The following is a 25,756-nucleotide window of genomic DNA, read 5'->3' as shown; positions in this document are numbered from 1 at the left end:
CCCTTGCCGTGCGAACGAACGAGCCCCTAGCATCGTCCCATGTTTGCACTGACCCAGGGACTTCGCCGCGCCGTCCAGACCCGTCCCAACGGCGTTTCGACCTCCTTCGCCGGCCGTCGGCGGACCTGGCGGCAGACGCAGGATCGCGTGAGCCGGGTCGCCGGTGCGCTTTCCGCACTGGACGTGCGTCGCGGCGACCGCGTGGCGATCCTGGCGCTGAATTCCGACCGCTATCTTGAACTCATGTACGCCCTGCCCTGGCTGGGCGCGGTGATGGTGCCGCTGAACACGCGGCTGGCGACACCCGAAATCGAGTACATCCTTAACGACTCGGGTGCCGTGGCGATGTTCGTCGACACCGGCATGGCGCACCATCTGAAGGTACTCGACGGCAGGACGCCGGCGCTGCGCGAGGTCGTCTGGCTCGACGATCTCGCCGGTCCCGAGGGCCTGCTGCGCTACGAGGACCTGACCAGCTACGAGGCGCTGGACGATGCCGGGCCCCCGACGACGAGCTGGCCGGCCTGTTCTACACCGGCGGCACCACGGGCCGTTCGAAGGGCGTAATGCTCACCCACACCAACCTGGTCGTTAATGCGCTGAACGGCGTGGCCGGCATGGGCTTCGATGCCGACACCACCTATCTCCATTCCGGCGCGATGTTCCACCTGGCCGACGGCGCCTCGACCTTCGGTGTCACCCTGTCGGGCGGGCGCCACGCCTTCGTGCCGCGCTTCGAGCCGCTGGAGGTCCTGCTCACCATCCAGACCGAGAAGGTGACGCACGCGCAGTTCGTGCCGACCATGATCAACATGCTGGTGAACCACGACCGCTTCGCCGAGTTCGACATCGGCTCACTCGCCTTCATCCTCTACGGCGCCTCGCCGATGCCCGAGGGCGTACTGCGCAAGGCGATCGAGGCGATGCCGCGGGTCCGCCTGATGCATGGCTACGGCATGACCGAGGCGTCGCCCATCGTGACCCTGCTCGACCCGCGCTACACGGTGCTCGACGGTCCCTTCGCCGGCCGTCTCAGGTCGTGTGGCCAGGCGGTTCTCGCCTGCGAGGTCCGGATCGTCGATGCCGACCGGCTGGAGGTGCCCCGCGGCACGACCGGCGAGCTGGCGGTGCGCGGCGCCAACGTCATGAAGGGCTACTGGAACAAGCCGGCGGAGACCGAGGCCGTGCTCGAGGACGGCTGGTACTATTCCGGCGATGGCGCCTACATGGACGAGGAAGGCTTCGTCTTCGTCGTCGATCGCCTCAAGGACATGATCATCTCGGGCGGCGAGAACGTCTACTCGGCGGAGGTCGAGAATGCGATTTCGACCATGCCCGGCGTGGCCGAGGTGGCGGTGATCGGCGTGCCCGACGAGCGCTGGGGCGAGCGGGTCCATGCCATCGTCGTCCCGAAGCAGGGCTCGGCCCTTACCGCCGACGCGCTGATGGAGCATTGCCGCGGCCAGATCGCAGGCTACAAATGCCCGCGCAGTGTCGACATCCGCGACACACCGCTGCCGCTTTCGGGTGCCGGCAAGGTCCTGAAGCGCGAGCTACGCGAACCCTACTGGCAGGGCTTTACCCGGGGCGTGAACTGATGCCGACGATTCCCTACTACGACTGGATCGCCCACCACGCCGGACGGCGTCCCCGGCAGCTCGCGATCCACGATCTGCATACCGCACGGACGCTCACCTATGCCGACCTCGATGCGCGCATCGGCCGTTTGACGGCGGCTCTTGCCGCGCGGGGCATCACCCGGGGCGACCGCATCGCCCTGCTCGCGCCGAACTGCGCCGAATACTTCGAGCTGCAATTCGCCTGCGGCCGGCTGGGCGCCATCATGCTGCCGCTCAACTGGCGGCTCACGGTGCCGGAACTGGAATACATCCTGGGCGATTCGAGCCCCAAGCTGCTGATCCACGATCGGTCCTTCGCCACTCAGGCGAGTGCCCTCTCCGCCAGTCTGCTCGAAATCGACCATGAGCGCCCCGACAGCGCCTACGAGCGCGCGCTCGCCGAGGCCGGCCCTCCGCCTGCGCCCGTTTCCCTGACGCATGACGACATCGGCATGGTGATGTACACGTCGGGGACCACCGGGCACCCGAAGGGCGCGATTATCACCCACGGGATGGTGTTCTGGAACTGCGTCAACCTCGGCATCCCTGCGCTGATCACGCCCGAGACCGTGCAGCTCGTGGTGCTCCCCCTGTTCCACACCGGCGGCCTCAACTGTTACGCCAACCCGGTGCTCCATGCCGGCGGCACGATCGTCGTGATGCGCAATTTCGATCCCGGCCAGGCGCTCGACTCCATCTCCGATCCGGCGCTCGGCATCACCCACTTCTTCGCGGTGCCGGCGCCCTACCAGTTCATGATGCAGCACCCGAAATTCCAGGGCGCCGACCTGTCGCGTCTGCGGATCGCCGGCGTGGGCGGTGCCCCCTGCGCGTTGCCCATCCTCGAAACCTGGATCGCGCGCGGCGTGCCGCTGGTTCAGGGCTGGGGCATGACCGAGACCAGCCCCGCCGGCACGATGCTCGATGCCGCGGACGCGATCCGCAAGGTCGGCTCGGCCGGCAAGGCGATGATGCACACCGCCATCCGCGTGGTCGACGACGAGGGACACGACGTGCCCGCAGGCGGCATCGGCGAACTGCTTATCAAGGGCCCCAACATCACGCCCGGCTACTGGAACAACGAGGCGGCCACGCAGAAGAGCTTCACCGACGGATGGCTCCACACCGGCGATGCCGCACGGCTCGACGAGGAGGGCTTCGTCTACATCGTCGACCGCTGGAAGGACATGTACATCTCGGGCGGCGAGAACGTGTATCCCGCCGAGGTCGAGAACGTGCTGTTCCAGATCCCGGCCGTCGCCGACGCTGCCATCATCGGCGTACCCAGCGAACGGTGGGGCGAGGTCGGGATGGCCGTCATCGTGCGCAAGCCCGACCAGGCGCTGGCCGAAAGCGACGTGATCCAGCATTGCCTCGGCCGTCTCGCGAAGTTCAAGGTTCCGCAATCCGTGACCTTCGTCGATGTCCTGCCCCGCAATGCAACGGGCAAGGTCCTGAAGCGGGAGCTGCGGATGCAGTATGTGGGACAGGGCGCCCCGGCGATTAGCTAGTCTCGGGCCAGCGACAAGTAATCGTACTTCCAGGTGCCGGATTTTCACTGTGCCGCGAAGTCGGCAGGCCCTAAGAAACGTCGATACGTGTCCCGTCGGCCAGAACAGGAAGTTCAATGCTCACGATTTACGGCGTCTATCGCTCGCGCGCGTCCCGCAACATCTGGCTGGCCGAGGAGCTGGGCATCCCGTTCAAGCAGGTGCCGGTGATCCAGCACTATCGCACCGTGCCGGCCGGCATGCTGCACACGCAATCCCCCGAATTCCTGAAGGTCAATCCGAACGGCCTCATCCCCTCGATCGACGACGACGGGCTGGTGCTGCACGAATCGCTGGCGATCAATCTGTACCTCGCGCGCAAGCATGGCGGTCCGCTCGCTGCGGCAAACGTGGCCGAGGAAGGCGAGATCGCGATGTGGTCGCTGTGGGCTGCCACGGGTGTCGAGCCGCACGCCATCAATGTCCTCTACCACCGCCTCGGCAATCCGACGGGCGAGAAGGACCCGAAGGTCGCCGATGCCGCCGTCGAGGCCCTGCGTCGTCCGTTTGCCGTGCTCGAGCAGGCTCTTGTGAAGAGCGGCTGGCTGGTCGGCGGCCGCTTCACGGTGGCCGACCTGAACGTCGCCGAGATCGTGCGCTACGCGCAGGCCGCCCCCGAACTGTTCGAGACGTCGCCGCGCGTGAAGACCTGGCTCGCCGCCTGTCAGGCGCGCCCGGGCTTCAAGAAGATGTGGGCCGCTCGCGACGCCGAGCCCGCGTAGGCGAGGCTCAATTCAAGGGCGCTGCCCCGGTCAGCGTCGCCAGGCGCGCCGTGGCACCCGCGATCGCTTCGGCGGTGAACCGGTCGGGATAGGTCAGCACGAGCTGCTCGCCCGACATCTCGACCATGCCGTGGGCGACCAGGAGGTCGAACGATTCCGGCGCTTCCTTGCTGCGGGCCCAATCCTCGAGACAGGCGACGACGCCCTTGCTCTTGAGCTTGAGCCGCGTGCGGCTAGCGCGGGTCGCCCGCCGGTTCTTCTGGGTCAGCAACTGCTCGTAGGCCGCCAGCGTCCGGTAGAAGGCCCGGTCCAGCGGATCGGTCTGGTCCGCGCCTTCCAGCGCACAGAGCTGGTCGAACGCCTGGCGCCAGACATCCTCACGCCCCATGCGCTTGGCGTTCTCCATCAGCGTGCGCAACTGGCCCTGATCGGTATAGGTCGAGATCGGCTTCGCCATCGTCTGCTTGATGACGGGAGGCGCCTTCTCGGCGGGCGCGCGACCGCGCTTCGATGAATTCTTGGCCACGGGCTACTCCTGCACAATTGTCCGGCACTTTGTGTGCAAGAGAAATCACCATAGCACATTGTTCGACCTGCAACCGGATAGTTCACGAGGCGAAAGCTGCCCTCCGGGCCGTCACGCCGCCAGCACCAGCCGGTCGTTGGCGACCGCGAAGCCGAAATTCTCGTAGAAGCGCTTGGCAGCGCCCTCGCCCACCACGGCTTCGACCTGCACAGCGCGGCGCTGGCGCGACCATTCCACGGCGGCGGCCAGCAGGCGCCGGCCAATGCGGCGGCCGCGCTGGTCGGCGCGCACGACGAGATTGTCGACCTCGATGATCTTGTGGACGCCCACGCCTTCGAGCGGGACCAGCCGCGTCACGAGGACTGCAACCGCCAGCACGCCCATCTCGCTCTGCGCCACCAGCAGCGTCGTGCCCGGCGTTTCGAGCCATGTCAGCACCTGCTCGCGCGCGTTCTCGCCGCCGTCCAGTAGATCGGCGAGATCGTCGATGTCGCGTGGCCCCGCCAGCCTCACACGGATGGCGAGGGGCAGGTGTTGCGGTTCAAGTTCTGCTTCGATGATCGACATGTCGTCCTCCGGTTTGCGGGTTCCGCCGCGGCCCGGAGGCCAGTCCTAGAACACGAAAGCCGCCGGGATGCGGCGGCTTCGTTGAGTCATGACCCTTCGCGCCGCCTATGTCAGGGGCGTAAAATACCAAGCGTTGTAGGTGCGGGTCGTGACCATGATCACTCTATAATGCCCGGATGCCGGCGGTGTCAAATCGCCGGCCGGACGACAATGAAGGGAGATCGTCATGAGGCCGATTACAGGACTTCTCTGCCTGCCGCTCCTGCTGACGTCCTTGCCCGCCTTCGCAGGGCCGGCTGAAGACGCAGACGCGTTGGTCGACCGGTGGGCCGCGACGTACAGCGCCAACGACAGCGAAGCCCTGGTCAAGCTGTACACGCCGGATGCCATCCTGCTCGGCACGACGAGCCCCGTCATGTCGGAAGGTACCGAGCAGATCCGCACTTATTTCAAGGATCTCGCGGGGAGCGGCCGCAAGAACGCGATCGTCGAGCGGCGAACGATCGTGCTGGACGAGAAAGCCGTTGTCACTACGGGCTTCTACAATTTCGCACGGGCGTCTGAGGGCGACGTGCCGCGCCCGTCCCGCTTCACCATGCTGATCGTGAAGCGCGACGGCCAATGGATGATTCGCCATCATCATTCGTCGCCCAAGGCGGCGACGCGGCAGTAATCCCGCCGCCCCAGAGTTCGCACGGACTATTCGGCCGCGACCGCCATCGCCTGCTTGAGGCCGGGCATGGTGAAGCCGAGCTTGTCGAGCTTCTCGATCATGTCGCGGCCGGTCTTCTCATCGATCTCGACGAGCGGCGGACGGACCGGGTTCCAGTGCGGGTCGCTGCCGTAATGCGCGATGACGTACTTCAGCGCCGGGATCATCACGTAGCCTTGCATGACGCCGCGGACCTCGTTGATCCAGGCCTGGAGCTTGTCGCCTTCCGGCGTGCCGCAGGCCTTGATCGTCTCGGCGATCTTGCCCGGGTTGATGTTGGCGGTGGCGCTGATGCAGCCGACGCCGCCGGCCTTCAGGTTCTCCAGGATCGGCTTCTCGTTGCCGGAGAAGACGTCGAAGCCGTCCTTGGCGAAGGCGTCGATCATGCTCTTCGTATGGGGCCAGTCGTCCGACGAATCCTTCATGCCGACGATCTGCGTCGGATAGGCCTTCATCAGCCGCTCGACCAGCTTGTGCGTGATCGGCACGCCCGAGACCCCGGGGATATGATAGAGATAGACGCGCAGGCGATCGTCGCCGACCCGCTGCACGACTTCCGAGTAGAAGCGGAACAGCCCCTCCTCCGGAACGCCCTTGTAATAGAACGGCGGCAGCATCAGCACGCCGCCGACTCCGAGCTTCACCGCGTGCGCGCTCACCTCGGCCGCCTCGGTGATCGAGCAGGCGCCGGTGCCGGGCATCATGCGCGCGGTCGGCACGCCGGCCGCGACGACGGCTTCGAGCAGGCTCATCCGCTCCTTGGCCGACAGCGAGTTGGCTTCCGAGTTGGTGCCGAAGACCGCGAGCCCGCAATCCTGGCTGATCAGCCACTTGCAGTGAGCGATGAAACGGCCGACGTCCGGCGACAGGTCGCGCTTGAAGGGCGTGACGACGGGCGAAAGAACGCCTTTGATCCGTGCTGCGGCCATGATCTTATTTCTCCCGGGAATGGCGCGCCTTTTCTGCAACGAAGCGCCGGAGACGTCCAGTGTCACCATCTCTCAGCGAAATCCTGCCCGAAGACGGCACTTCGGGCATGCTCGTCGGCCGCGTCTGGCGGGCGGGAAAGCCGGCAGGCCCCTCGGTCGTCGCGATCCGCAGCGACGGGGTTTTCGATCTTTCGGCTACCGTTCCGACCATGGCCGATCTCTGCAACGCGCCCGATCCCACGGGCCTTGCGCGCAACACGCCGGGTGAGCGCATCGGCGCGCTGCAGGACGTGATTGGCGACCTCCTGGCGCCGGTCGATCTGCAGGCGCTCAAGGCCGCCGGCGTCACCTTCGCGGTCAGCCTGCTCGAACGGCTGATCGAGGAGCATGCCAAGGGCGACCCCGCCCGGGCCGAGCAGGTGCGCGGCGAGTTGAATTCGATCATCGGTGCCGATGTCAGTGCCATCAAGCCAGGGTCGCCCGAGGCCGAAGCGCTGAAGAAGACCCTGATGGCGCGCGGCGCCTGGTCGCCCTATCTCGAGGTCGGCATCGGCCCCTACGCCGAGATCTTCACCAAGGCGCCGCCCATGGCCGCGGTCGGATACGGCGCCGAGATCGGCATTCGGCCAGACTCCGACTGGAACAATCCCGAGCCCGAGGTGACCCTGATCGTCAGCGCCAAGGGAAGGATCGTCGGCGCGACACTGGGCAACGACGTCAACCTGCGAGACATCGAGGGCCGCAGCGCGCTCCTGCTGGGCATCGCCAAGGACAACAACGCATCGTGTGCGCTGGGTCCCTTCATCCGCCTGTTCGACGCGACCTTCTCGCTCGACGACGTACGCCGCGCCAAGGTCGATCTCGAAGTCACGGGCCCCGACCAGTTCCGCCTGCGCGGGTCGAGCGACCTGTCGAAGATCAGCCGCGATCCCACCGATCTCGTCGCCCAGGCGATGAGCGCGCATCAGTATCCCGACGGCATGGCGCTGATGACGGGCACGCTGTTCGCCCCGACCGAACCGCGCAAGCCGGGCGGCACGGGCTTCACCCACATGGTGGGCGATCTGGTGTCGATCCGCTCGCCCAAGCTCGGCACGCTCACCAACAAGGTGGCGCATTGCGACAGGGTCCCGCCCTGGACCTTCGGCACCGGCGCCCTGATGCGCAACCTCGCGGCACGAGGGTTGCTGCGGTAGAGCCTTCGCACCTTTTCAAACTCCTCTCCCCCGCCAGGGGGAGAGGCAGGGTGAGGGGGTTGCACGCGATCTTTGACGCCCCCTCACCTAACCTCTCCCCCTGTCGGGGGAGAGGAACATGAAACGAGACCATGACCGACCTCACCCGCCTGCCCGCCTCCGACCTGCGCGAGCAGATCGCCGCCCGCAAGATCTCGCCTGTCGAACTGACCGACGCCGTGCTCGCACGAGCGGAGAAGCTGCAGCCGGTGCTGAACTGCTTCGTCACCTTGGTGCCCGACCAGGCCCGCGCGGCGGCCAAGGCTGCTGAAAGTGCGATCATGCAGGGCAAGCCGCTTGGCCTGCTGCACGGCATCCCCTTCGCCGCCAAGGATCTCGTGAACACGGCCGGGGTGCGCACCACCTTCGGGTCACTGCTCTACGAGAACAACGTGCCGAAGGAAGACGCAGTCTGCGCGGCGCGCGTGAAGGCCGCGGGCGGCATCCTGTTCGGCAAAACGACGACGCCGGAGTTCGGCCACAAGTCGCTGACCGACGGGCCGTTGTTCGGCCGCACGCGCAACGCCTGGAGCGCCAACCACACGTCCGGCGGGTCGAGCGGCGGCGCGGCGGTGGCGGTCGCGGCCGGCATCGGGCCGATCGGCATCGCCACCGACGGCGGCGGATCCACGCGCATTCCGGCCGCGATCAACGGCATGGTCGGGCTCAAGCAGAGCAACGGCGTGATCCCGCACAGCCAGGTGGCGGACGCGTTCGGCAACTACACCTACGTGACGCCGATGACGCGCACGGTGATGGACACCGCGCTGATGCTCCAGGCGATGGCCGGCCCGCATCCCTCCGACCCCTGGTCGATCGGCATCGAGCCGCCGGACTACCTCGCCGCCGCGCGTGCCGAGGGCGATCTCAAGGGCAGGCGCATCCTCTACAGCGCGACGCTCGGCAACACGATGGTCGCGAAGGACGTGCGCGCCGCCTTCGAGCAGTCGCTGGTGCGGCTGCGCGAACTGGGCGCCGAGCTGGTCGAACTCACAGAGGAACTGCCGGACCTCAGCTCGGCGTGGAAGGTCATCAACCACACGACCTGGAAGGCGCGCTTCGACGAGATGATCAAGCGCGACGGCAACCGCATGACGCCCTCGCTGGTGCGCCAGGTCGCAGAGGCCGCCGACTGGTCGGGCGCGGACTACCAGCGCGCGATGTTCCAGCGCAGCGAACTCTTCCGCATGGTGCAGGGCTGGTTCGAGACCGCCGACTTCCTGGTGACGCCGACGGTCTCGCGCACCGCGCTGCCGATCGATCAGGACCTGTTCGATCCCATCACCATCGACGGCGTCGAGGCGGGCGAGCTGCGCCGCAACTGGTTCCCCTACACGATGCCGTTCAACATCACCGGCCATCCCGCCCTTTCGATCTGCAATGGCTACGATTCGGAGGGCCTGCCCATCGCCCTGCAGATCGTCGGCCGCTTTCGCGACGAGTCGTCGGTTCTCCGCGCCGCCGCCCTCTACGAAGCGAGCGAGAGCTGGCTCGACCGTTGGCCCGACCTGTGAACCGGCGCCCTCCCGACAAGGCCGCCCCGCGCCAGCCACCGCCGCGCCGGCGCCCGCCGCCGCTGACCGCCGAGGAGATCCAGGCGCGCGTGCTGCATCGGGACGGGCTGATCCTGGTGATCGACAAGCCGGCGGGGCTGGCGGTGCATGCCGGTCCCAGCGGCGCGCCGAACCTCGAGGAGTGCTTCGACGACCTGCGCTACGGGCTGCCGCGGCCGCCATCGCTCGCCCACCGGCTGGATGCCGACACCGCGGGCGTCCTGGTGCTGGGCCGGCATCCCAAGGCGCTCGCCAAGCTGGGACGCCTGTTCTCCGGCCGCGACACCGAGAAGACCTACTGGGCCGTCGTCGAGGGCTCGCCGCCGGCCGACGAAGGCGTGTTCGACATGCCCTTGCTGAAAGTGAACACGCGGAGCGGCTGGTCGGTGAAGGTGTCGCCGCAGGGCCAGCCCTCGGTGACGCGCTACAAGGTGCTGGGACGCGGGCCCGGGATGACCTGGCTCGAACTCAATCCCGAGACCGGCCGCACCCACCAGATCCGCGTCCACTGCGCCGCCGCCGGTTGCCCGGTCATCGCCGACCGGCTCTATGGCCAGGCGCGCCCCGACAGCCAGCTCCACCTGCAATCGCACCGGATCGCTCTTCCGCTGTCGGCGTCGAAGCCGCCGGTGGACGTCACGGCCCCGCCGCCGCCGCACATGATGGAAGCGTTGATTGCGTGCGGCTTCAGTCCCGCGCCGTCACCCACACCCTGAGCTTGTCGCCCGCTTCGAAGCCGGCTTTGACGGCGGCCTTCAGCTCGCGGCCGGATTCGTAGCCGACCAGCGGCATCCGCGGGAATGTCTGCGCCGCCAGTACCGTCAGCGAGCGCCAGACGGCCGGCGCGTCGGCCGCCTCGGCCACCACGTTGGAAACACCGACGACGTCCTCAGCCTGATAGAGCATGAAGCCCGCCACGACCTTGAAGCCGCGACGCCCGCGGAACAGCGCGAACCCCGGATCGTCGAACGGCAGTCCCTCGCCGCCTTTGTCCTCGCGACTCCAGACGATGTCGCTGGACGGCCCCTCACCCGGCATGGCGCCGCGTATCCAGCTGGCTTCGAACAGCAGGTCGAAGCCGCGACGCGACAGGTCGAGGGTGTGGAAGCTGTCCTTTACCGACCAGCGGCCCGGAAGGTTCGATTTCTGCAGGATCTCGACCGTGCTCCGCTGCTCCTCCAGTGCCGTCTCGCCCACGGCCAGAGTGACGGCATTGGGATAGAAGCGCGGCACGGTCGCGGCATTGACCCACATGTGCGGCAGGAAGCGGCCCGCGTGGCCGTGCGCGCGACAGACCGCATCGCACCACCGCGCATTGTTGTGGGCCGCAGCGACGGTCCAATCCTTCACGCGCGCACTTCCTCGCGCTGGAAGATCACGTAGGCCGCCGCGAAGACCACGACCATCCCGGCGACGAGCCCGGTGATCTGCGGCCAGATCATCAGCAGGCTCTGATCGAACGGCAGCGGCGCGCCCATGATCGCACCGCGCATCTGCGCCGGCAGCATCGGACCGAGCGTGCGGGTCTCGGGACTGAGCAGGCCCAGCACGGCCTCGCTGAACAGCGTGCCGGGGGAGAACCGCATCAGCCCCATGGCGATGTCCTGGACGGCGGCGTATTCCTCCAGGCTACGGATCTCGCTGGGCGCCACGCCGGAAACGACTGCCGAGGCGAGCTGCGGCCACAGCAGAAAAAAGAACAGCCACAGGCCGAGCGCGCAGAGGGCCGAGGTCGCGGTCGAGCGGAAGAGTACCGAGAACAGCATCGCGATCGCGAGCCACACACCGCCATAGGCCACGGAGACGACAAGAAACCCGAGACCGCGCGCCACTTCCACGCCACGCGGCGGGACGCCCAGCAGCAGGAGCCCGGCACCGACGACAATCAGCCAGAGGGCGACCAGCGCCACCGCGAAAGTCGTGAGCCCGGCCAGGAACTTGCCGAGCAACAGCGCATCTCGATAGATCGGCTGCGACAGGACACGACTCAAGGTGCGCCGGTTGAACTCGCTGTTCACCGAATCGAAACCGAGCCCGATCGCCATCAGCGGAATGATGAAGTTCAACGCCGCGATGAAGGAGATGCCGACCTGCTCGGGCTCCAGGGTGAAGATGCGCAGGAACAGAAAGGAGTTGGGGTCGACCACCGTCCGCAGGGTCTGCAGCGACGAGGCCACTGGGAAGGCGCCGAAGGCGAGTACAAACAGCGTCAGCACCATCATGCGCACGCTGCTCAGGTGATCGGACAGTTCCTTCATGAAGACCGGCCCGAGCCCGGTGAAGGGCGAGCCCTGGCGACGCGCGGCACGTGAGTCATTCCGTCTCATGCCGGCCTCAACCGATCCACCTCATCCTGAGGAGGCGCGAAGCGCCGTCTCGAAGGATGGGAAGCAAACGGCGTGCGCGTGCGCATGCTTCGAGACGCGCTCCTCCGGCGCGCTCCTCAGCATGAGGTTGGGGGTGTGACTTCACTCCGCCTGGAAAGACGCTAAGCGGCACGGCGCGCCTCCTCGAAGTAGCGCGTATAGACCTCTTCGAGACTGGGCTGCAGGTCGGCGAGCCGGGTGAGCGCGCCGCCCGCGGTCACGATGCGATGGGCCACGGCCGCCCGGACGTCGCGGTCGGCGACCACGCGCCACGCCCCCTCGCCTTCGGGCACGACGGTCTGCACGCCCTCGACTTCGCGCAGAATGCCCGCGACGTCGGCACCCGTCGCCTCGACCAGGATCGGATGGCCGGCACCCAGCACCTGGTTGGCCAGTTCCACGACGGTGCCCATCAGCGCGATCCGGCCCTTGTTGAACAGGGCAACCCGGTCGCAGACGCTCTGGACGCGGTCGAGCAGATGCGAGGACAGCAGCACGGCGACACCCGCCCGCTTCAGGCCGCGGATCATCTCCAAGAGCTCGAAGGTCGAATGCGGATCGAGACCCGAGGTCGGCTCGTCGAGGATGGCGACCTCGGCTCTCTTCATCACGATCTCGGCGATGCCCAGGCGCTGGCGCATGCCGCGCGAGAAGGTCGCGACGCGCTTGTCGAGCACATCGGCCAGCTTCACGCTCTCCATCGCCTCGGCGATGCGCGTCTCGGCCTCGCGACGCGGGATGGCCAGCAGCCGCGCGGTGTAGCGCAGGTTCTCGCGCGCCGTCAGGTGATCGTAGAAGCCGACGGCGTCCGGCAGGTAGCCGACCCGGCGCTTGACCTCCAGCGGCTGGCGAACCGGATCGAAGCCCAGCACATCGACCGATCCGCCGCTCGTCTCGGTGAGCCCCAGCATCATCAGGATGGTCGTGGTCTTGCCAGCGCCGTTCGGCCCGAGCAGGCCGAAGATCTCGCCCCGCCGGATGCTGAAGTCGATCGCGTCGACGGCACGATGACTGCCGTAGACCTTGGTCAGTCCGCGCGCCTCGATGACGGTGTCGGCCATCGGCTGCTTCTAGCGCCGGCCGAACCGCGCGACCGCGCCCAACAGGACGAGCAACGCCACGGCGATGATGCCGATGCCGGCGATGCCCCAGAGCGTTGACGTGGTGACGGTGATTCGGAAATCGGCCGAGGATTGCTCGCCGCGGGCATTCGCGCGGAACGAGGCCATGTAGTCGCCGGCCACGGCCTTGTCGGCCGGGGTCACCAGGACCTGCACCTCCTTCTTGTCACCGGGGGCGATGGCGGCGATCGACTTGGGATTGAACTCGATCTTCCAGTTCGACGGAACCGTCCCCGAGAGTTCGACCTCGTCGACCGGCGCGGTGCCGTCGTTGCTCAGCACCAGCGTATAGGTCGAGGTCTTGCCGATCTCGGCATCGCCGCTCAGCCGGCCGTCCTTGGTCGAGAGCGCGAGCTAGCCCTGACCGCTCACCTGTAGCGTGACCCGCATCTCGGCGGTGGCACCTTCTGCCGCGACCTTGACCAGCACGGGGTAATCACCGGCCTTCACATCGCGCGGCGGCGTCACCTTGAGCTTGATATCCTTGGTCTGCCCGGCCTCGATGGGAATAGAACTGATCTCGTTGGAACCGAACCCTTCGGTGAAGGTGCTCTGGAAATTCGCCGGGCCCTGGGCCGCCAGCGCCACGGTCAGGTCCTTGCCGGAATCGTTGCCCACGGTCAGCGTGTACTCGAAGGCCGAGCGCGGCGTGCCGCGCAGCGACGGCAGGCGCGACTTAAGACTGAGCTTGGCCGGCGCCTCCGTTCCGACGGTAAGCGTGATCGGCAGGCTGGCCTGTTGCATCGGCCCCTTCGCCGTCAGGATGACCGTCTGCGAGCCTGTCGGCGCATCCTTCGGCACTTCGATGCGCAGCTGAACGGTGACGTCCTGGTTGACGCCCACCATCACCGCACCGACCGGTTGCCCGCCCCCCAGCAGGTCGATCTTCCAGCCCGCGGGAACACCGGCCAGCGCCAGAGCCAAGGGCTCGGGCATCTGGCCGGCATTGTTCACCTTCACGCGGATCGTCGTGACCTCTCCCGCACGCACCGTCTGCGTGGGGTAGTCGGTCAGCAGGAACAGCCCCTTCACTCCGGGCGGATCGCCCTGCGCCTGTGCTCCCGCGAGCGGCAGCACCAGGAGAGCGAACAGGACGGCGATCAATCGGCGCATGGTCTGGTTCCCGCGTTCCTCGATCAGGCGGTGGCGCTCGGCCGGGCCTTCATGCGGCCCATCCAGGCCGTCAGGTTCTTGTTCGCCGGATCGAGCGGCTGGCCGACCTTCCCGAGGAATTCGAGGAACGTGTACAGCAGGATGTCGGCCATCGTGAGCTTGTCGCCCGTGACGAAGGGCTTCGATCCCATCTGCCCGTCGAGCCAGGCGAGCTTCTTGCGCGCGCTCTCCTTCAGCCCTTCCGCCGCCTCGGGAATGCAATGGACACGGTCCTGGAACATCTTCAGCCCCTGCGAGAAGCGGAAGCCGTTGGCCGCCGGCTCGAGGATATTGAGATCGATGCGGCGGACCCACATGCGCGTCGCCGCGCGTTCCTCCGGCGTGTCGCCGATCAGCGAGGGCGTGTCCTTTTTGATCTCGTCGATGTACTCGCAGATCGCGGTGATCTCGGCCAGAACCGTGCCATCGTCGAGTTCGAGCGCCGGACACTGCCCGGCCGGGTTGATCTTGAGGTAAGCCTCGCGCCGGTTCTCGCCGCCGCGCAGGTCGACCTCGACCTTCGGCACGTCGAAGCCCTTCTCGGCCATGAACATCCGGACCATGTGCGGGTTGGGGCCGACCGAATTATAGAATTTCATCTTGCTGTTCCTCCCTCGATGCCCTGAAGCGCTATCAAAGTCAGCGCCACGGCTCCACGAGAATCTTGGTATGGCGTTCGGGATTGGCGAGCTCCTCGAAGGCGCCCTTGACCTCGGCCAGGCCGACCTTGCCGGTGATCAGTGCATCGGCCTCGACCTGCCCCTCGGCCAGCAGACGGAGGCAGCGCGCGAATTCGTCGGGCGTGTAGCCCAGCACGAACTGGAGGGAGAGTTCCTTCACGATGCCGAACAGCGGCTCGATCCGATCCGGCTCCATGCAGACGCCGGCCACGACGATGCGCGCATCGCGCGGCGCCGCCTCGAAGACCTGCTGCAGGAGACCGGGCACGCCGACGCATTCGAAGATCACGGCGCGCTTGCCCGGCGTCAGCTTCGCATAGGGCGATTCCAGCTTGGGATCGATCACGATGTCGGCGCCCATCTTCACGGCCAGCTCGCGCCGCTTGGGCGAGAAGTCGGCTGCGATGATCGGATGGATGCCCTTCAGCCGCAGTCCGACGATGGCGGCGAGGCCGACCGGCCCGCAGCCCACCACCAGCGGCGCGTCGTTCTCCTGCAGCGCCGCCTTCTCGACCGCATGAATACCGACCGCGAGCGGCTCGGTGAGGGCCGCATGCTCGGCCGACAGTCCGTTGGGCACTTCGAGCAGCAGCGGCTCCGCAAGAACCATCTGTTCGCCGTAGCCGCCGGGAAAGTCGTTGGAATAGCCGACCGTGCGATGGCCGTCGGCCTGGGGAATCACCGGCATCGAGCAGACCAGCGTGCCGGGCTTGAACTTGCGCTCGGCACCGGGGCCGTAGTCCAGCACCTCGCCGCAGAATTCGTGGCCAAACACGACGTCGCGCGACAGATCGAGCGGCAGGCGGCCGGGAATGCGCTTCGACAGCTCCACCATGTGCGGCGCGTGTTTCGCATAGTGCAGGTCCGAACCGCAGATGCCGCAGCACAGCGTCTTCACCAGCACCTGCCCCGCCGCCGGTACCGGCGCCGGGACATCGGCGACGACGATGTCGCCGCCGCGCAGGACCGCGGCCCTCACTTGATGAACTCCCGCGTGGTGGCGACGAAGTCGTCGAGCCGGTCGTGCTGCACCCAGTGACCGGCGCGCTCGAACTCCACCACCTTCGCGGTCTTGAAGTGCTTGATGCGGCCGTCCTTCTCCGGATTGGAAGCCCAGCTCTCCTTGCCGTAGACCAGCAGGGTCGGACAGGTGATGCGCGCCCAGAGTTCCTCGATCGCCTCGTAGCTCATGTCGTACGGCTGGTTGACGCGCACATAGTTGTCGAACTTCCAGCTGTAGGTGCCGTCCTCGTTCTGGTTGACGCCCTGCTCGGTCAGGTGGCGGGCCTGCGCCGCGGAGAGATGCTTGTTCTCCTCCTGCATGCGCTTGAACGCGTCCTCGATGGTCGGATACTTGCGCGGCGCGCGGGCCGAAAGCTTGCGCTGCTCGTCGATCCACTCGGTCATGCGCTCGTTCATCGGCTTGTTGCCGCGCTCGGCGATCACCTTGGGCGACGGGCCGAGGCCCTCGATCGCCACCAGCTTGCGCACCTTGTCGGGATGGATGCCGGTGTAGCGCAGGCAGATGTTGCCGCCGAGCGAATGCGCGACGATCGTCACCGGCGCCAGGTTCTGCTGATGGATGAGCTGCGCCAGGTCGTAGATGTAGGCTGCCATCGAATAGTTGCCGTCGGGCGACCACTGGCTGTCGCCGTGCCCGCGCAGATCCGGACAGATGACGTGCCAGTCCTTGCGCAGGGCCTGCGCCACCCAGTCCCAGTTCCGGCAGTGATCGCGGCCGCCATGGACGAGGAGAAGCGGCGGCGCTTCCGGGTTGCCCCAGTCGACATAGTGCAGACGCAGGCGCTGTGAAAAGAAGACGCGGGAAGTGGGCCCCGGCATGCCGTTCAGAGAGGGGTTCATGCGGTCTTCTATAGCGAATCCCGATGGTTTGCGTCACTCTTGCCCGCATGATGAGTCCCGAGCAGAACGAGCTGATGACCCGGGTCGGTCCGGGCACCAAGTGCGGAGCGCTGATGCGCCACTACTGGCATCCCGTGGCCCTCGCCGACGAACTTCCCGCCGAGCGGCCGGCCAAGGCGGTGCGCGTGCTGGGGCAGGATTTCGTCCTGTTCCGCGACGAGCGCGGCCGGCACGGGCTGCTCGACCGCGACTGCCCGCATCGCGGCGCCGATCTCGCCTTCGGCCGCCTCGAGCATGGCGGCCTGCGCTGCCTGTTCCACGGCTGGCTGTTCGACGTCGACGGCAAGTGCCTGGAGACGCCGGCCGAGCCGGAAGGCAGCGTGCTCTGCCAGCGGGTGCGCCAGCGCAGCTATCCGGTCGTGGTGAAGAACGGCATCGTCTTCGCCTATCTCGGCGAGGGAGAGGCCCCCGCCTTCCCGGACTTCGACTGCTTCCTCGCGCCCGGCACGCACGCCTTCGCCTTCAAGGGCCTGATCGAGTGCAACTGGCTGCAGGCGCTGGAAGTCGGCATCGATCCGGCGCACGCGTCCTACCTTCATCGCTTCTACGAGGACGAGGATACCGGCGCGGCCTACGGCAAGCAGTTCCGCTCCGCCTCTGCCGATTCCGAAATCCCGATGACGCGCCTGCTGCGCGAGTTCCCGCGACCGAAGCTCGACGTCGAGGCGACAGACTACGGCCTGCGCCTGTTCGCGCTGCGCAAGCTGAACGAGCAGCACACGCATGTGCGGGTGACCAACCTCGTCTTCCCCTACGCCTTCGTGATCCCGATGAGCGCGGAGATGACGATCACGCAGTGGCACGTGCCGATCGATGATACGAGCTGCTACTGGTACGCGATCTTCACCAGCTTCGGTAAGCCGGTGGATCACGCCGCGATGCGCGAGCAGCGCCTGAAGCTCTACCAGCTTCCCGACTACCGCCCGCTGATCGGCCGCCACAACGACTATGGCTACAACGTCGCCGAACAGAAGAGCCAGACCTTCACCGGCATGGGCTTCGACATCAACGTCCACGACCAGTGGGCGGTCGAAAGCCAGGGCCGCATCCAGGACCGCACGCGCGAGCATCTCGGCACCACCGACAAGGCGATCGTCGCCTACCGCCGCATGCTGCTGTCGGCGATCGGACAGGTCGGCAACGGCGAGCGGCCGATCATGTGGCTCGACCAACAGCGTGCTGCCGCGATCCGCGGTCCGGTGGCGATCGACGGCATGGGGCCGACCGAGGGCTGGGAAGCCTACTGGAAGGATGTCGACGTGCGCCGCCGCCAGGCTTCGACCTGGGCGGCTGACACACTACCGCCGCTGGTCGCGTGAGCCGATGAGCCTGGTCGAACGCGCGGGCCTCTGGATCGAGGAGCGCAAGGCCGCGACCCGCGAGGCCGAGCGGCGCATGAAGGCCGGCGAGATGTCGGTCGTGCGCCTGGCCTTCGCCGACCAGCATGGCGTCCTGCGCGGCAAGACGCTGATGGCCGCGGAAGTCGACGCGGCGCTGAAGAACGGCGTCGGGTTCACCACCACGATGTTGCTCAAGGACACGTCGCACCGAACGGTGTTCCCGGTCTGGCAGCCGGGCGGCGGCTTCAGCATGAAGGAGCTGGAAGGCGCGGCCGACGTGGTCATGCTGCCCGATCCCACGACCTTTCGCGCCCTGCCCTGGGCGCCGCATTCCGGCTGGATGCTGTGCGACATCTACTTCGCCGACGGCCGGCCGATGCCGCTCTGCACGCGCCAGGTCCTGCGCCGCACCCTCTCCACCCTGGCCGATCGCGGCTTCGACTTCGTCGCCGGGCTGGAAGTCGAGTTCCATCTCTTCAAGCTGGAAAAGGCAAGGCTCGGCCCCGGCGACGCCGGCCAGCCGGGCGAGCCGCCCGACGTGTCGCTGCTCAACCAGGGCTATCAGTACCTGACCGAGCAGCGCTACGACGAGATGGATCCGATCCTGGAGATCCTGCGCACCAACCTCGTCGATCTCGGCCTGCCGTTGCGCTCGCTCGAAGTCGAATTCGGTCCCAGCCAGGTCGAGTTCACCTTCCGCACCGGCATCGGCCTGGAACCTGCGGACACCATGGTGCTGTTCCGCAGCGCCACCAAGCAGATTGCCCAGCGCAACGGGTTCCATGCCACCTTCATGTGCCGGCCCAGGCTCGCCAGCGTCATGTCGAGCGGCTGGCACCTGCACCAGTCGCTGACCGACCGGAAGACGCATGCCAACGCCTTCGCCGATGCCAACGAGACTTTGTCGACGACCGGCCGCCACTACATGGCCGGCTTGCTCGAACATGCGCGCGCGGCGGCCGCCTTCAGCACGCCGACACTGAACGGCTACAAGCGCTACCGTCCCTTCTCCCTCGCGCCCGATCGCGCCATCTGGGGCCGCGACAATCGCGGCGTGATGGTGCGCGTGCTGGGCGGTCCAGGCGATCCGGCGACCCATCTCGAAAACCGCGTCGGCGAGCCTGCGGCCAATCCCTATCTCTACATGGCCAGCCAGATCGTCTGCGGCCTCGACGGGATCGAGCGCCAGCTCGATCCCGGCCCCTCGGCCGACAAGCCCTATGAGACGCGGGCGCCGCTGCTGCCGCGGTCGCTCGCCGAGGCGCTGGCGGCGCTGCGTGAAAACGAGGTGCTGCGCGCCGGGCTCGGCGACTTCTTCGTCGACTACTACACGCGCCTCAAGCAGGCTGAGATCGATCGCTTCGAACTCGAAGTCAGCGACTGGGAGCAGCGCGAGTATTTTTCGCTGTTCTGATTCGTCCGTCTGGATCAGAAAAGACCGCCATGTCCGCCATCGTCGTCGTCACCACCGTCGCCAACCGCAAGGACGCCCGTTCGCTCGCGCGGGCGCTGGTCGAGGCGAAACTCGCCGCCTGCGCACAGATCTCCCGAATCGAGAGCGTCTACAGCTGGAAGGGCGCCGTCGAGAGCGGCAAGGAATATCGCATCCTCTTCAAGACACTCGACGAGCACTACCCCGCCGTCGAGCGGGCGATCCTCGACCTGCACCCGTACGAGGTGCCCGCGATCCATGCCTTCCCGATGGTGCACGTCTCTCCGGCCTATGCCGCGTGGATCGAGGAGAGCGTGGCGGTCTAGACGCTCCTCAGCCCTGCCCGCCCTCCAGCATCTTCGTCCAGCGCTTCTGCATCTCCTCCGGGCTCACGACCTCCTTCGAGGCGGCGAGGAACCAGCGATAGCCGAATGGACAGGCGACCATGCCGGACCGGTCGCCGTAGAACTGGTCCTGCACCGGCCGCACGAGCGTGGCGCCGGCAGCCACGGCCTTCTCGACCGCCTCGTCGGCATCCGGAACGGCGATGTGGAAGGCCACCGGCGAGCCGCCGATCGCGCCCGGGCTACGCGCCCCGAAATCGGGATATTCGTCGTTCATCATCAGCACGGTGTTACCGATGCGGATCTCGGCATGGCCGACCCGGCCCGCCGGTTCGACGAGGCGGAACAACTCCACCGCGCCGAACGCCTTCACGTAGAAGGCGATCGCGGCTTTGGCGTCGTGCACAGTCATGTGTGCCCGCACGGTCTGACCCGGGGGGGCGGTCTTTGCGGGCATGGCATCACCTGTGTTATATTACGTTACGTATCGTAACGTTAATAGATGCCCCGTCAAGCCTCTTCAGCCCCACCGGTGCGCGGCCGTCCCCGCGATCCGCGCACGCGCGCCGCGATCCTGGTAGCCGCCCGTGACCTGCTGGAACGCGGCGGCCTGACGGCCGTCACGATCGAAGCGATCGCGCAGAAGGCGGGGGTCAGCCGCCCGACGATCTACCGCTACTGGCCGAACGCACCCGCCGTCGCGATGGCCGCGTTCCTGGAGAAGACGGGCGCGGCCAGTGCCGCTGCTTCGCCGGGAAGTGCACTGTCCGCGCTACGGGCGCAGCTTCACGCGCTGGCCGACGCCTTCGCCGCCCCCGCCGGCCGGAGCGTCGCGGCCATGGTTGCGGCGGCCCAGTCGGAGACCGAACTGGCCAAGGCGTTCCGCAACGAGTTCATCGCCCGCAACCGGGATGCCACCTGGGCCCTGCTCGAGCGCTGCATCGCGGACCGCTCCATCGCCGAACCGGACGACATGGATGTCACACTCGACCTCATCTTCGGGCCGCTCTTCTACCGCCTGTTGATGGGACACGCGCCGATCACGCGCGGCTTCGTCGATCAGTTGCTCGACACGGTCGTCCGGGCGCGCCGTCGTAGGCCGGTTCAACCGCCCGCCGGCTGATCCCGGACGACACACCTGAAGCCGACATGGCTGGTGGTCGTGTCGATCTGCTCGGCATGGCGCGCAGCCGGGCGATAGCGCTTGCAGTAGCTGGGGGCACAGAGATGCGAACCGCCCTTCAACACCTTGCGCGGGATGCGCACCGCGTCGCGCGGGTCGTAGCTCTGCTCGAGCGTCGCGCCGCGCGGGTTCTCCGGCACGCAGCAGGCCTTGCCCGCATCGGCCGGGTGCCGGGCGGCATACCAGTCGACGGTCCACTCCCAGACGTTGCCGATCATGTCGTATGCGCCGTAGCCGTTGGCCGGATAGGCGCGGACGGGCGACGTGCGGGCAAAGCCGTCGGCGCGGGTATTCTCGTGCGGGAAGGCACCCTGCCAGGTATTGGCCATGTGCCGGCCGCCCGGTGTGAGTTCGTCTCCCCAGGCGAACTCGGCGCCATCCAATCCGCCGCGCGCCGCGAACTCCCATTCGGCTTCCGTCGGCAGTTCCTTGCCCGCCCATTTGGCATAGGCCTCGGCATCGCGGAAGGCGATCTGCACCACCGGATGATCGTCGAGCCCGCCGATGTGACTGCCCCTGCCGTAGGGCCGCCGCCACGTGGCCCCGAAGGTGAAGCGCCACCACTGGCTCCAGTCGGCGAGATCGACGGGCTTCGAGGGCGGCGTGAAGACAAGACCGCCGGCCTTCAGCATCCCCGGCCGCGCGCCGGGATAGTCCTTTGGGTCGGGGTCGATCTCGGCCCAGGTGACGTGGCCGGTCGCTTCGACGAAGGCGCGGAACTGGGCATTGGTGACCGGCGTCTCGTCGATCCAGAAGCCGCTCACCGTCACGGTGTGCGCCGGCTTCTCCTCGGCATAGTGATGATCGGATCCCATGCGAAAGGTGCCGCCGGGGATCCGGACCATCCCGGGGTACGGCGTCAGGGTTCCGGCGTCGTCGCTCATGAGCCGAGTCCTACACGCCTCTCCGCCCGCCCGCCACGGGAGGCGGACGGGCGTTCCGGAGGCGCCATGCGAGGCGCCCGTACCCTAGTTCGCGCTCTGCGGCGGAGAAGTGAGCTTGTTCAGCACACCCTCGAGGTTGAACGAGCCGGGCTTCTGGCGCGGCGGGAATTCGACCAGCGTCTTGATGAAGTCGGTCACGTAGGCCTGAGCCGGCACCAGCAGGTAGATGCGATCGATGCGCCAGCGCCCGTAGCCCATCCCCTCGTGGTCGGCCCGCTCGAACGGATCGGCCCTGAGGTCGAACAGCTTCGGCACGCGCAGGGTCACCATCGGGTCCTGCCACACGTCGAAACCGTGCTTGCGCTGTTCCATGAACGCCAGCTTCCACTTGTCGTAGCGCAGCCCCGCGAGTCCGCCATCGTCGGTCCAGTAGAAGAATTCCTTGCGGGCGCTCCCCGTTCCGTTCTTGAGGAGGTCGCGCTGATCGTAGCCGTCGAGATGGACCTTGAACGGCTTGCCGTTGAAGCTGGCGCCCTGCATCAGGCGCTGCTTGAGATTTCCTTCTCCGGCCGCCGCGGTGAGCGTCGGCAGCCAGTCCTCGGCCGAGAAGACCTCGTTGATCTCGGTGCCCGGACGAACCAGCCCCGGCCAGCGCACCATCGCCGGAACGCGGTAGCCGCCCTCCCAGTTGGTGTTCTTCTCGCCACGGAACGGCGTCGTGCCGCCGTCCGGCCAGCTCATGACCTCGGCGCCGTTGTCCGTGGTGTAGATCACGATCGTGTTCTGGGTGATGCCGAGATCGTCCAGCTTCTTCAGCAGCTGCCCCACCTGGCCGTCATGCTCGACCATGCCGTCGGCGACCACGCCCAGCCCGGTCTTGCCCTCGGACGACGGCTTGAGATGCGTCCAGATATGCATGCGGGTGGAATTCACCCAGGCGAAGAACGGCTTCTTCTCGCGGTTCGCCCGATCCATGAAATCGAGCGAGGCACCGAGGAATTCCTCATCGACCGTCTCCATGCGCTTCTTGGTGAGCGGGCCGGTATCCTCGCACTTCTGCTTGCCCCACTTGCCGAAACGCGGATCCTCGCCGGGCGTTTCGGTGGCGGTGGCGACGCATTTCAGCACCCCGCGCGGCCCGTACTTCGCCTTGAAGGTCGGGTCCTTCGGATAATCGATGTTCTCCGGCTCCTCCTCGGCGTTGAGGTGATAGAGATTGCCGAAGAACTCGTCGAAGCCATGCACCGTCGGGAGAAATTCGTTGCGGTCTCCCAGATGGTTCTTGCCGAACTGGCCGGTCATGTAGCCCTGGCCCTTGAGCAGGTCGGCGATCGTCGGGTCCTTCTCCGAGAGGCCTTCCGGCGCCCCCGGCAGGCCGACCTTCAGCAGGCCCGTGCGGATCGGTGACTGACCGGTGATGAAGGCGGCACGGCCTGCGGTGCAGGACTGCTGGCCGTAGTAGTCGGTGAAGATGGCGCCTTCGCGGGCGATCCGGTCGATGTTGGGGGTGCGATAGCCCATCATGCCGCGGTTGTAGGCGCTGATGTTCCAGTAGCCGATATCGTCACCGAAGATGACGAGGATGTTCGGCTTCGCGGGTGTCTGGGCCTGCGCCGGGGCAACCCCGCCCGACAGGCCCACAAGGAGCGCAGCCGCCGAGAGCAGGTTTCCGATCCTGTTCTTTGCCATCGTGAGTCTCCTCCTCAGTTCAGGTGAAATCTCTTCTCATGAACGATGCAAAACAACACAGTGAACGATACAGTTTGTGAATGGATATCGACCTCAAGTTGCTGCATCACGCCCTGGTCCTCGCGAAGCACCGCCACTTCGGACGTGCAGCTTCGGCGCTGAAGGTCAGCCAGCCCACTCTCAGCAGGAACATCGCCGCCCTCGAGAAACAGCTTGGCATGAGGGTTTTCGAGCGTTCGCGCCGCGACGTGACGGCGACGCCCGGAGGCGACGAGGTGCTGAAGATGGCCGACGAACTGGTCGCACGGGCCGACGCGCTGGCCAACCGGATGGACCTGTTGCGCGACGGCCGGGGCGGCCGCGTGCGGATCGTCGCCGGGGCCTACATCGACGACATCGCCGTGCAGCCGGCCGCGATCCAGTTCATCAGGGCCAACCCCTCGATCCACCTGGAGATCATCGAGCGCGAGTGGACGGCGGCGCTGTACTCGCTCATGTCCGACCAGGCGGATTTCGCGGTCTTCGACGTTCTCGCGCTGCGGGACATGCCCTCGCTCCGTGTCGACAGTCTGGGACTGCTGCAGGGCGTCTACTTCTGCCGCGCCGGCCACCCGCTGCTGACACTTTCGGATCCGCAACCGGCCGACCTGCGGCAGTATCCGCTGGTGGCGCCGAGCATGTCCGTGTCGCGCATGTCGTTCATTGCCGAAATGGACAGCGGCGCACGGATCGACGAGCGCGGCGGCGGCGTGTCACCCTCGATCGCCGTATCGTCCTTCCGCAGCGCCTTGGACATCGTGGCCGGGACCGACGCGATCGGTCTTGGCCATGCGACTCAGATCGCCGAAGGCCTCGCTGCGGGACGGTTGGCTCAGCTGCGCCTGCCCGGGATTCCCAGCCTGCCGGCGGTCGATATGGGTGTTGCGTGGAAGCGCGAGCGGACGCTGCCGCCCGCGGCGCGCGCCTTCATCGAGCTCATCCGAAAGCGTGTCCGCCTCGTGCAGGCGGCCGAGTCGACGGCCATACCGGGTCCGACCAGACGCCCGTCGAGGCGCGCCTGATCCCAGGGGATGGGCGCGCGCGGCAAGCCTGCCTTTCCAGCCGAAGCCCCAGTTCGCGCGCGGTCAGCCGCGGACTCGGCCGAGAACGGCCTGGGTTTCCCGCACCATCGCCTTCACGAGCTCGCCAGCCGGCATCTCGCGCGCCAGGGTCGGCGCCTGCCCGCTCCACAAAGGCGTGAAATCGGTCGAGCCCTTGGCCTCGGCCGGGCCGCGCAGCGGCTGCGTGGCTTCGGCCGTCAGCGGAAAGGCCGGCGCCTCCGCACTCATCGGCCCGACCTCGCTCACGATGCGGTTCACAATGCCGCGGGCCGGGCGGCCGGTGAAGACGTTGGTCAGGACCGTACTGTTGTCATTGGCCTTCTTCAGCGCCGCACGATGCAGGGCACCCGTCCGAGCTTCCGGCGACAGCATGAAGGCCGTGCCGATCTGCGCGCCGGCGGCGCCGAGCGCCAGAGCCGCGGCGATCCCGCGTCCGTCGCCGATTCCGCCGGCCGCGATCACCGGCACCTTCACGGCGTCCACCACCTGCGGCACCAGCGCCATCGTCCCCGCCTGACGCGATATGTCTTCGACCAGGAACATGCCGCGATGGCCGCCCGCCTCGGCGCCCTGGGCGATGACGGCATCGGTGCCCTCGCCCTCCAGCCAGCGCGCTTCCTCGGCCGTCGTCGCCGACGCGATGATCACGATGCCGGCCGCTTTCAAGCGCTGCATCAATGCCTTGTCGGGCAGGCCGAAATGGAAACTCACCACCTTGGGCATGAATTCAAGCACCAGGTCGCAGGCGGTGGCATCGAAGGCGGCGCGCGACGGCCCCTTGGTACCCGGCGCCACGCCCAGTTCTTCATAGTATCCCGCGAGCTTCCGACGCCATGCCGCGTCGCGCGCGGCGTCCACCGTCGGTGCCTTGTGGACGAAGAAATTCACGTTGAAGGGCCTGGCCGTGCCCTGCTTCACCATCTGGAATTCCTGGCGAAGCCCATCCGGCGTCAGCATCGCCCCGGCGATCGATCCCAGTGCGCCGGCCTCGGAGGTGGCGATCGCCATTTGGGGCGACGTCACGCCGGCCATCGGCGCCTGGAGGATGGGATGCTCGATGCCGAATAGGTCGAGAAGGCGTCGGTCCTGCCACTTCATGGCTGTTCTCCTTTGCGTGACCGCAGTCTAG

28 protein-coding genes are annotated in these 25,756 nt (G+C 67.1%); 13 read left to right on the top strand and 15 right to left on the bottom strand.

Features of this window, described 5'->3' with window-relative positions; translation table 11 throughout:
• The first annotated feature begins 39 nt into the window (after window positions 1-39).
• From LJ725_RS28840 to LJ725_RS00280, 4 genes are all read left to right on the top strand, one after another.
• Window positions 40-567 (top strand): AMP-binding protein, encoded by a 528-nt coding sequence (locus tag LJ725_RS28840; RefSeq protein ID WP_268990356.1) that lies wholly within the window; start codon window positions 40-42, stop codon window positions 565-567.
• The gene (locus LJ725_RS28835) at window positions 516-1,598 is read left to right on the top strand and encodes a class I adenylate-forming enzyme family protein (RefSeq protein ID WP_329958340.1); all 1,083 of its coding nucleotides are present in this window, start codon (window positions 516-518) and stop codon (window positions 1,596-1,598) included. The genes LJ725_RS28840 and LJ725_RS28835 overlap by 52 nt, the downstream gene beginning before the upstream one ends.
• Window positions 1,598-3,130 (top strand): acyl-CoA synthetase, encoded by a 1,533-nt coding sequence (locus LJ725_RS00285; RefSeq protein WP_230548628.1) that lies wholly within the window; start codon window positions 1,598-1,600, stop codon window positions 3,128-3,130. Before LJ725_RS28835 ends, LJ725_RS00285 begins: the two co-directional genes overlap by 1 nt.
• Window positions 3,131-3,246: 116 nt before the next feature.
• A complete protein-coding gene (locus LJ725_RS00280) occupies window positions 3,247-3,891 on the top strand; it encodes a glutathione S-transferase family protein (RefSeq protein WP_230548627.1) in 645 nt (214 codons plus the stop codon).
• Between the two features lie 7 nt (window positions 3,892-3,898).
• Here the strand turns inward: LJ725_RS00280 and LJ725_RS00275 are convergent, their stop codons facing one another.
• Together LJ725_RS00275 and LJ725_RS00270 are read right to left on the bottom strand one after the other, a co-directional pair.
• Window positions 3,899-4,417 carry a hypothetical protein gene (locus LJ725_RS00275; RefSeq protein WP_230548626.1) on the bottom strand — a complete coding sequence of 173 codons (519 nt, stop codon included), beginning with the start codon at window positions 4,415-4,417 and terminating at the stop codon, window positions 3,899-3,901.
• Window positions 4,418-4,528: 111 nt separating this feature from the next.
• Entirely contained in the window at window positions 4,529-4,984 is a 456-nt protein-coding gene (locus tag LJ725_RS00270) for a GNAT family N-acetyltransferase (RefSeq protein ID WP_230548625.1), read from the bottom strand.
• Window positions 4,985-5,210: 226 nt separating this feature from the next.
• Between LJ725_RS00270 and LJ725_RS00265 the strand changes: the two genes are divergently transcribed.
• Window positions 5,211-5,657, top strand: coding sequence for an SgcJ/EcaC family oxidoreductase (locus tag LJ725_RS00265; protein WP_230548624.1), 447 nt, complete (start codon window positions 5,211-5,213; stop codon window positions 5,655-5,657).
• A 26-nt stretch (window positions 5,658-5,683) separates the two neighbouring features.
• On the opposite strand, the gene LJ725_RS00260 is transcribed toward LJ725_RS00265, so the two are convergent.
• Window positions 5,684-6,625: a dihydrodipicolinate synthase family protein gene (locus LJ725_RS00260; protein ID WP_230548623.1), complete on the bottom strand. Its 942-nt coding sequence runs from the start codon at window positions 6,623-6,625 to the stop codon at window positions 5,684-5,686.
• 107 nt (window positions 6,626-6,732) lie between these two features.
• Between LJ725_RS00260 and LJ725_RS00255 the strand changes: the two genes are divergently transcribed.
• The 3 genes from LJ725_RS00255 (at window position 6,733) to LJ725_RS00245 (ending at window position 10,129) form a co-directional block, all read left to right on the top strand.
• Window positions 6,733-7,821, top strand: coding sequence for a fumarylacetoacetate hydrolase family protein (locus tag LJ725_RS00255; protein WP_230549675.1), 1,089 nt, complete (start codon window positions 6,733-6,735; stop codon window positions 7,819-7,821).
• Window positions 7,822-7,952: 131 nt separating this feature from the next.
• The gene (locus LJ725_RS00250; RefSeq protein ID WP_230548622.1) at window positions 7,953-9,374 is read left to right on the top strand and encodes an amidase; all 1,422 of its coding nucleotides are present in this window, start codon (window positions 7,953-7,955) and stop codon (window positions 9,372-9,374) included.
• Window positions 9,371-10,129 carry an RluA family pseudouridine synthase gene (locus tag LJ725_RS00245; protein WP_408015710.1) on the top strand — a complete coding sequence of 253 codons (759 nt, stop codon included), beginning with the start codon at window positions 9,371-9,373 and terminating at the stop codon, window positions 10,127-10,129. Before LJ725_RS00250 ends, LJ725_RS00245 begins: the two co-directional genes overlap by 4 nt.
• On the opposite strand, the gene LJ725_RS00240 is transcribed toward LJ725_RS00245, so the two are convergent.
• The 8 genes from LJ725_RS00240 to LJ725_RS00205 form a co-directional block, all read right to left on the bottom strand.
• The gene (locus LJ725_RS00240; RefSeq protein WP_230548621.1) at window positions 10,101-10,763 is read right to left on the bottom strand and encodes a hypothetical protein; all 663 of its coding nucleotides are present in this window, start codon (window positions 10,761-10,763) and stop codon (window positions 10,101-10,103) included. The genes LJ725_RS00245 and LJ725_RS00240 overlap by 29 nt on opposite strands.
• Window positions 10,760-11,740 (bottom strand): ABC transporter permease, encoded by a 981-nt coding sequence (locus tag LJ725_RS00235; RefSeq protein ID WP_230548620.1) that lies wholly within the window; start codon window positions 11,738-11,740, stop codon window positions 10,760-10,762. The genes LJ725_RS00240 and LJ725_RS00235 overlap by 4 nt, the downstream gene beginning before the upstream one ends.
• A 161-nt stretch (window positions 11,741-11,901) precedes the next feature.
• A complete protein-coding gene (locus tag LJ725_RS00230) occupies window positions 11,902-12,840 on the bottom strand; it encodes an ABC transporter ATP-binding protein (RefSeq protein ID WP_230548619.1) in 939 nt (312 codons plus the stop codon).
• A gap of 9 nt (window positions 12,841-12,849) precedes the next feature.
• Complete coding sequence (locus LJ725_RS00225) at window positions 12,850-13,209, bottom strand: COG1470 family protein (RefSeq protein ID WP_329958339.1); 360 nt, start codon at window positions 13,207-13,209, stop codon at window positions 12,850-12,852.
• A 45-nt stretch (window positions 13,210-13,254) separates the two neighbouring features.
• Window positions 13,255-14,013 carry a COG1470 family protein gene (locus tag LJ725_RS00220; RefSeq protein WP_230548617.1) on the bottom strand — a complete coding sequence of 253 codons (759 nt, stop codon included), beginning with the start codon at window positions 14,011-14,013 and terminating at the stop codon, window positions 13,255-13,257.
• A 23-nt stretch (window positions 14,014-14,036) separates the two neighbouring features.
• Complete coding sequence (locus LJ725_RS00215) at window positions 14,037-14,651, bottom strand: glutathione S-transferase family protein (protein WP_230548616.1); 615 nt, start codon at window positions 14,649-14,651, stop codon at window positions 14,037-14,039.
• 40 nt (window positions 14,652-14,691) lie between these two features.
• Window positions 14,692-15,711, bottom strand: coding sequence for a zinc-binding dehydrogenase (locus LJ725_RS00210; RefSeq protein ID WP_230548615.1), 1,020 nt, complete (start codon window positions 15,709-15,711; stop codon window positions 14,692-14,694).
• A complete protein-coding gene (locus LJ725_RS00205) occupies window positions 15,708-16,595 on the bottom strand; it encodes an alpha/beta fold hydrolase (protein ID WP_230548614.1) in 888 nt (295 codons plus the stop codon). The genes LJ725_RS00210 and LJ725_RS00205 overlap by 4 nt, the downstream gene beginning before the upstream one ends.
• 47 nt (window positions 16,596-16,642) lie before the next feature.
• Here LJ725_RS00205 and LJ725_RS00200 point away from each other — a divergent pair, with 47 nt between their 5' ends.
• From LJ725_RS00200 to cutA, 3 genes are read left to right on the top strand one after another with little or no spacing between them, the layout of a single operon-like run.
• Complete coding sequence (locus tag LJ725_RS00200) at window positions 16,643-17,974, top strand: aromatic ring-hydroxylating dioxygenase subunit alpha (RefSeq protein WP_230549673.1); 1,332 nt, start codon at window positions 16,643-16,645, stop codon at window positions 17,972-17,974.
• Window positions 17,975-17,978: 4 nt separating this feature from the next.
• Window positions 17,979-19,409, top strand: a complete 1,431-nt coding sequence (locus LJ725_RS00195; protein WP_230548613.1) for a glutamine synthetase family protein — start codon at window positions 17,979-17,981, stop codon at window positions 19,407-19,409.
• A gap of 29 nt (window positions 19,410-19,438) precedes the next feature.
• The gene (gene cutA, locus LJ725_RS00190) at window positions 19,439-19,753 is read left to right on the top strand and encodes a divalent-cation tolerance protein CutA (RefSeq protein ID WP_230548612.1); all 315 of its coding nucleotides are present in this window, start codon (window positions 19,439-19,441) and stop codon (window positions 19,751-19,753) included.
• 7 nt (window positions 19,754-19,760) lie between these two features.
• On the opposite strand, the gene LJ725_RS00185 is transcribed toward cutA, so the two are convergent.
• The gene (locus LJ725_RS00185) at window positions 19,761-20,228 is read right to left on the bottom strand and encodes a VOC family protein (RefSeq protein WP_230548611.1); all 468 of its coding nucleotides are present in this window, start codon (window positions 20,226-20,228) and stop codon (window positions 19,761-19,763) included.
• Between the two features lie 75 nt (window positions 20,229-20,303).
• Here LJ725_RS00185 and LJ725_RS00180 point away from each other — a divergent pair, with 75 nt between their 5' ends.
• Window positions 20,304-20,894, top strand: a complete 591-nt coding sequence (locus LJ725_RS00180; RefSeq protein WP_230548610.1) for a TetR/AcrR family transcriptional regulator — start codon at window positions 20,304-20,306, stop codon at window positions 20,892-20,894.
• On the opposite strand, the gene LJ725_RS00175 is transcribed toward LJ725_RS00180, so the two are convergent.
• Both LJ725_RS00175 and LJ725_RS00170 read right to left on the bottom strand, forming a co-directional pair.
• Window positions 20,876-21,838, bottom strand: a complete 963-nt coding sequence (locus LJ725_RS00175; protein ID WP_230548609.1) for a formylglycine-generating enzyme family protein — start codon at window positions 21,836-21,838, stop codon at window positions 20,876-20,878. The genes LJ725_RS00180 and LJ725_RS00175 overlap by 19 nt on opposite strands.
• An 84-nt stretch (window positions 21,839-21,922) precedes the next feature.
• Window positions 21,923-23,527, bottom strand: a complete 1,605-nt coding sequence (locus LJ725_RS00170) for an arylsulfatase (protein ID WP_230548608.1) — start codon at window positions 23,525-23,527, stop codon at window positions 21,923-21,925.
• A gap of 80 nt (window positions 23,528-23,607) precedes the next feature.
• Here LJ725_RS00170 and LJ725_RS00165 point away from each other — a divergent pair, with 80 nt between their 5' ends.
• A complete protein-coding gene (locus tag LJ725_RS00165) occupies window positions 23,608-24,588 on the top strand; it encodes a LysR family transcriptional regulator (protein ID WP_230548607.1) in 981 nt (326 codons plus the stop codon).
• A gap of 63 nt (window positions 24,589-24,651) precedes the next feature.
• On the opposite strand, the gene LJ725_RS00160 is transcribed toward LJ725_RS00165, so the two are convergent.
• On the bottom strand, window positions 24,652-25,725 hold the full coding sequence (locus LJ725_RS00160; protein ID WP_230548606.1) for an NAD(P)H-dependent flavin oxidoreductase: 1,074 nt from the start codon (window positions 25,723-25,725) through the stop codon (window positions 24,652-24,654).
• Window positions 25,726-25,756 lie beyond the last annotated feature (31 nt).

This window comes from Reyranella aquatilis, from assembly GCF_020880995.1.
GTDB lineage: Bacteria > Pseudomonadota > Alphaproteobacteria > Reyranellales > Reyranellaceae > Reyranella > Reyranella aquatilis.
The sequence above is the reverse complement of the archived record's forward strand: the minus strand, read 5'-3'. Positions and strand labels throughout refer to the sequence as shown.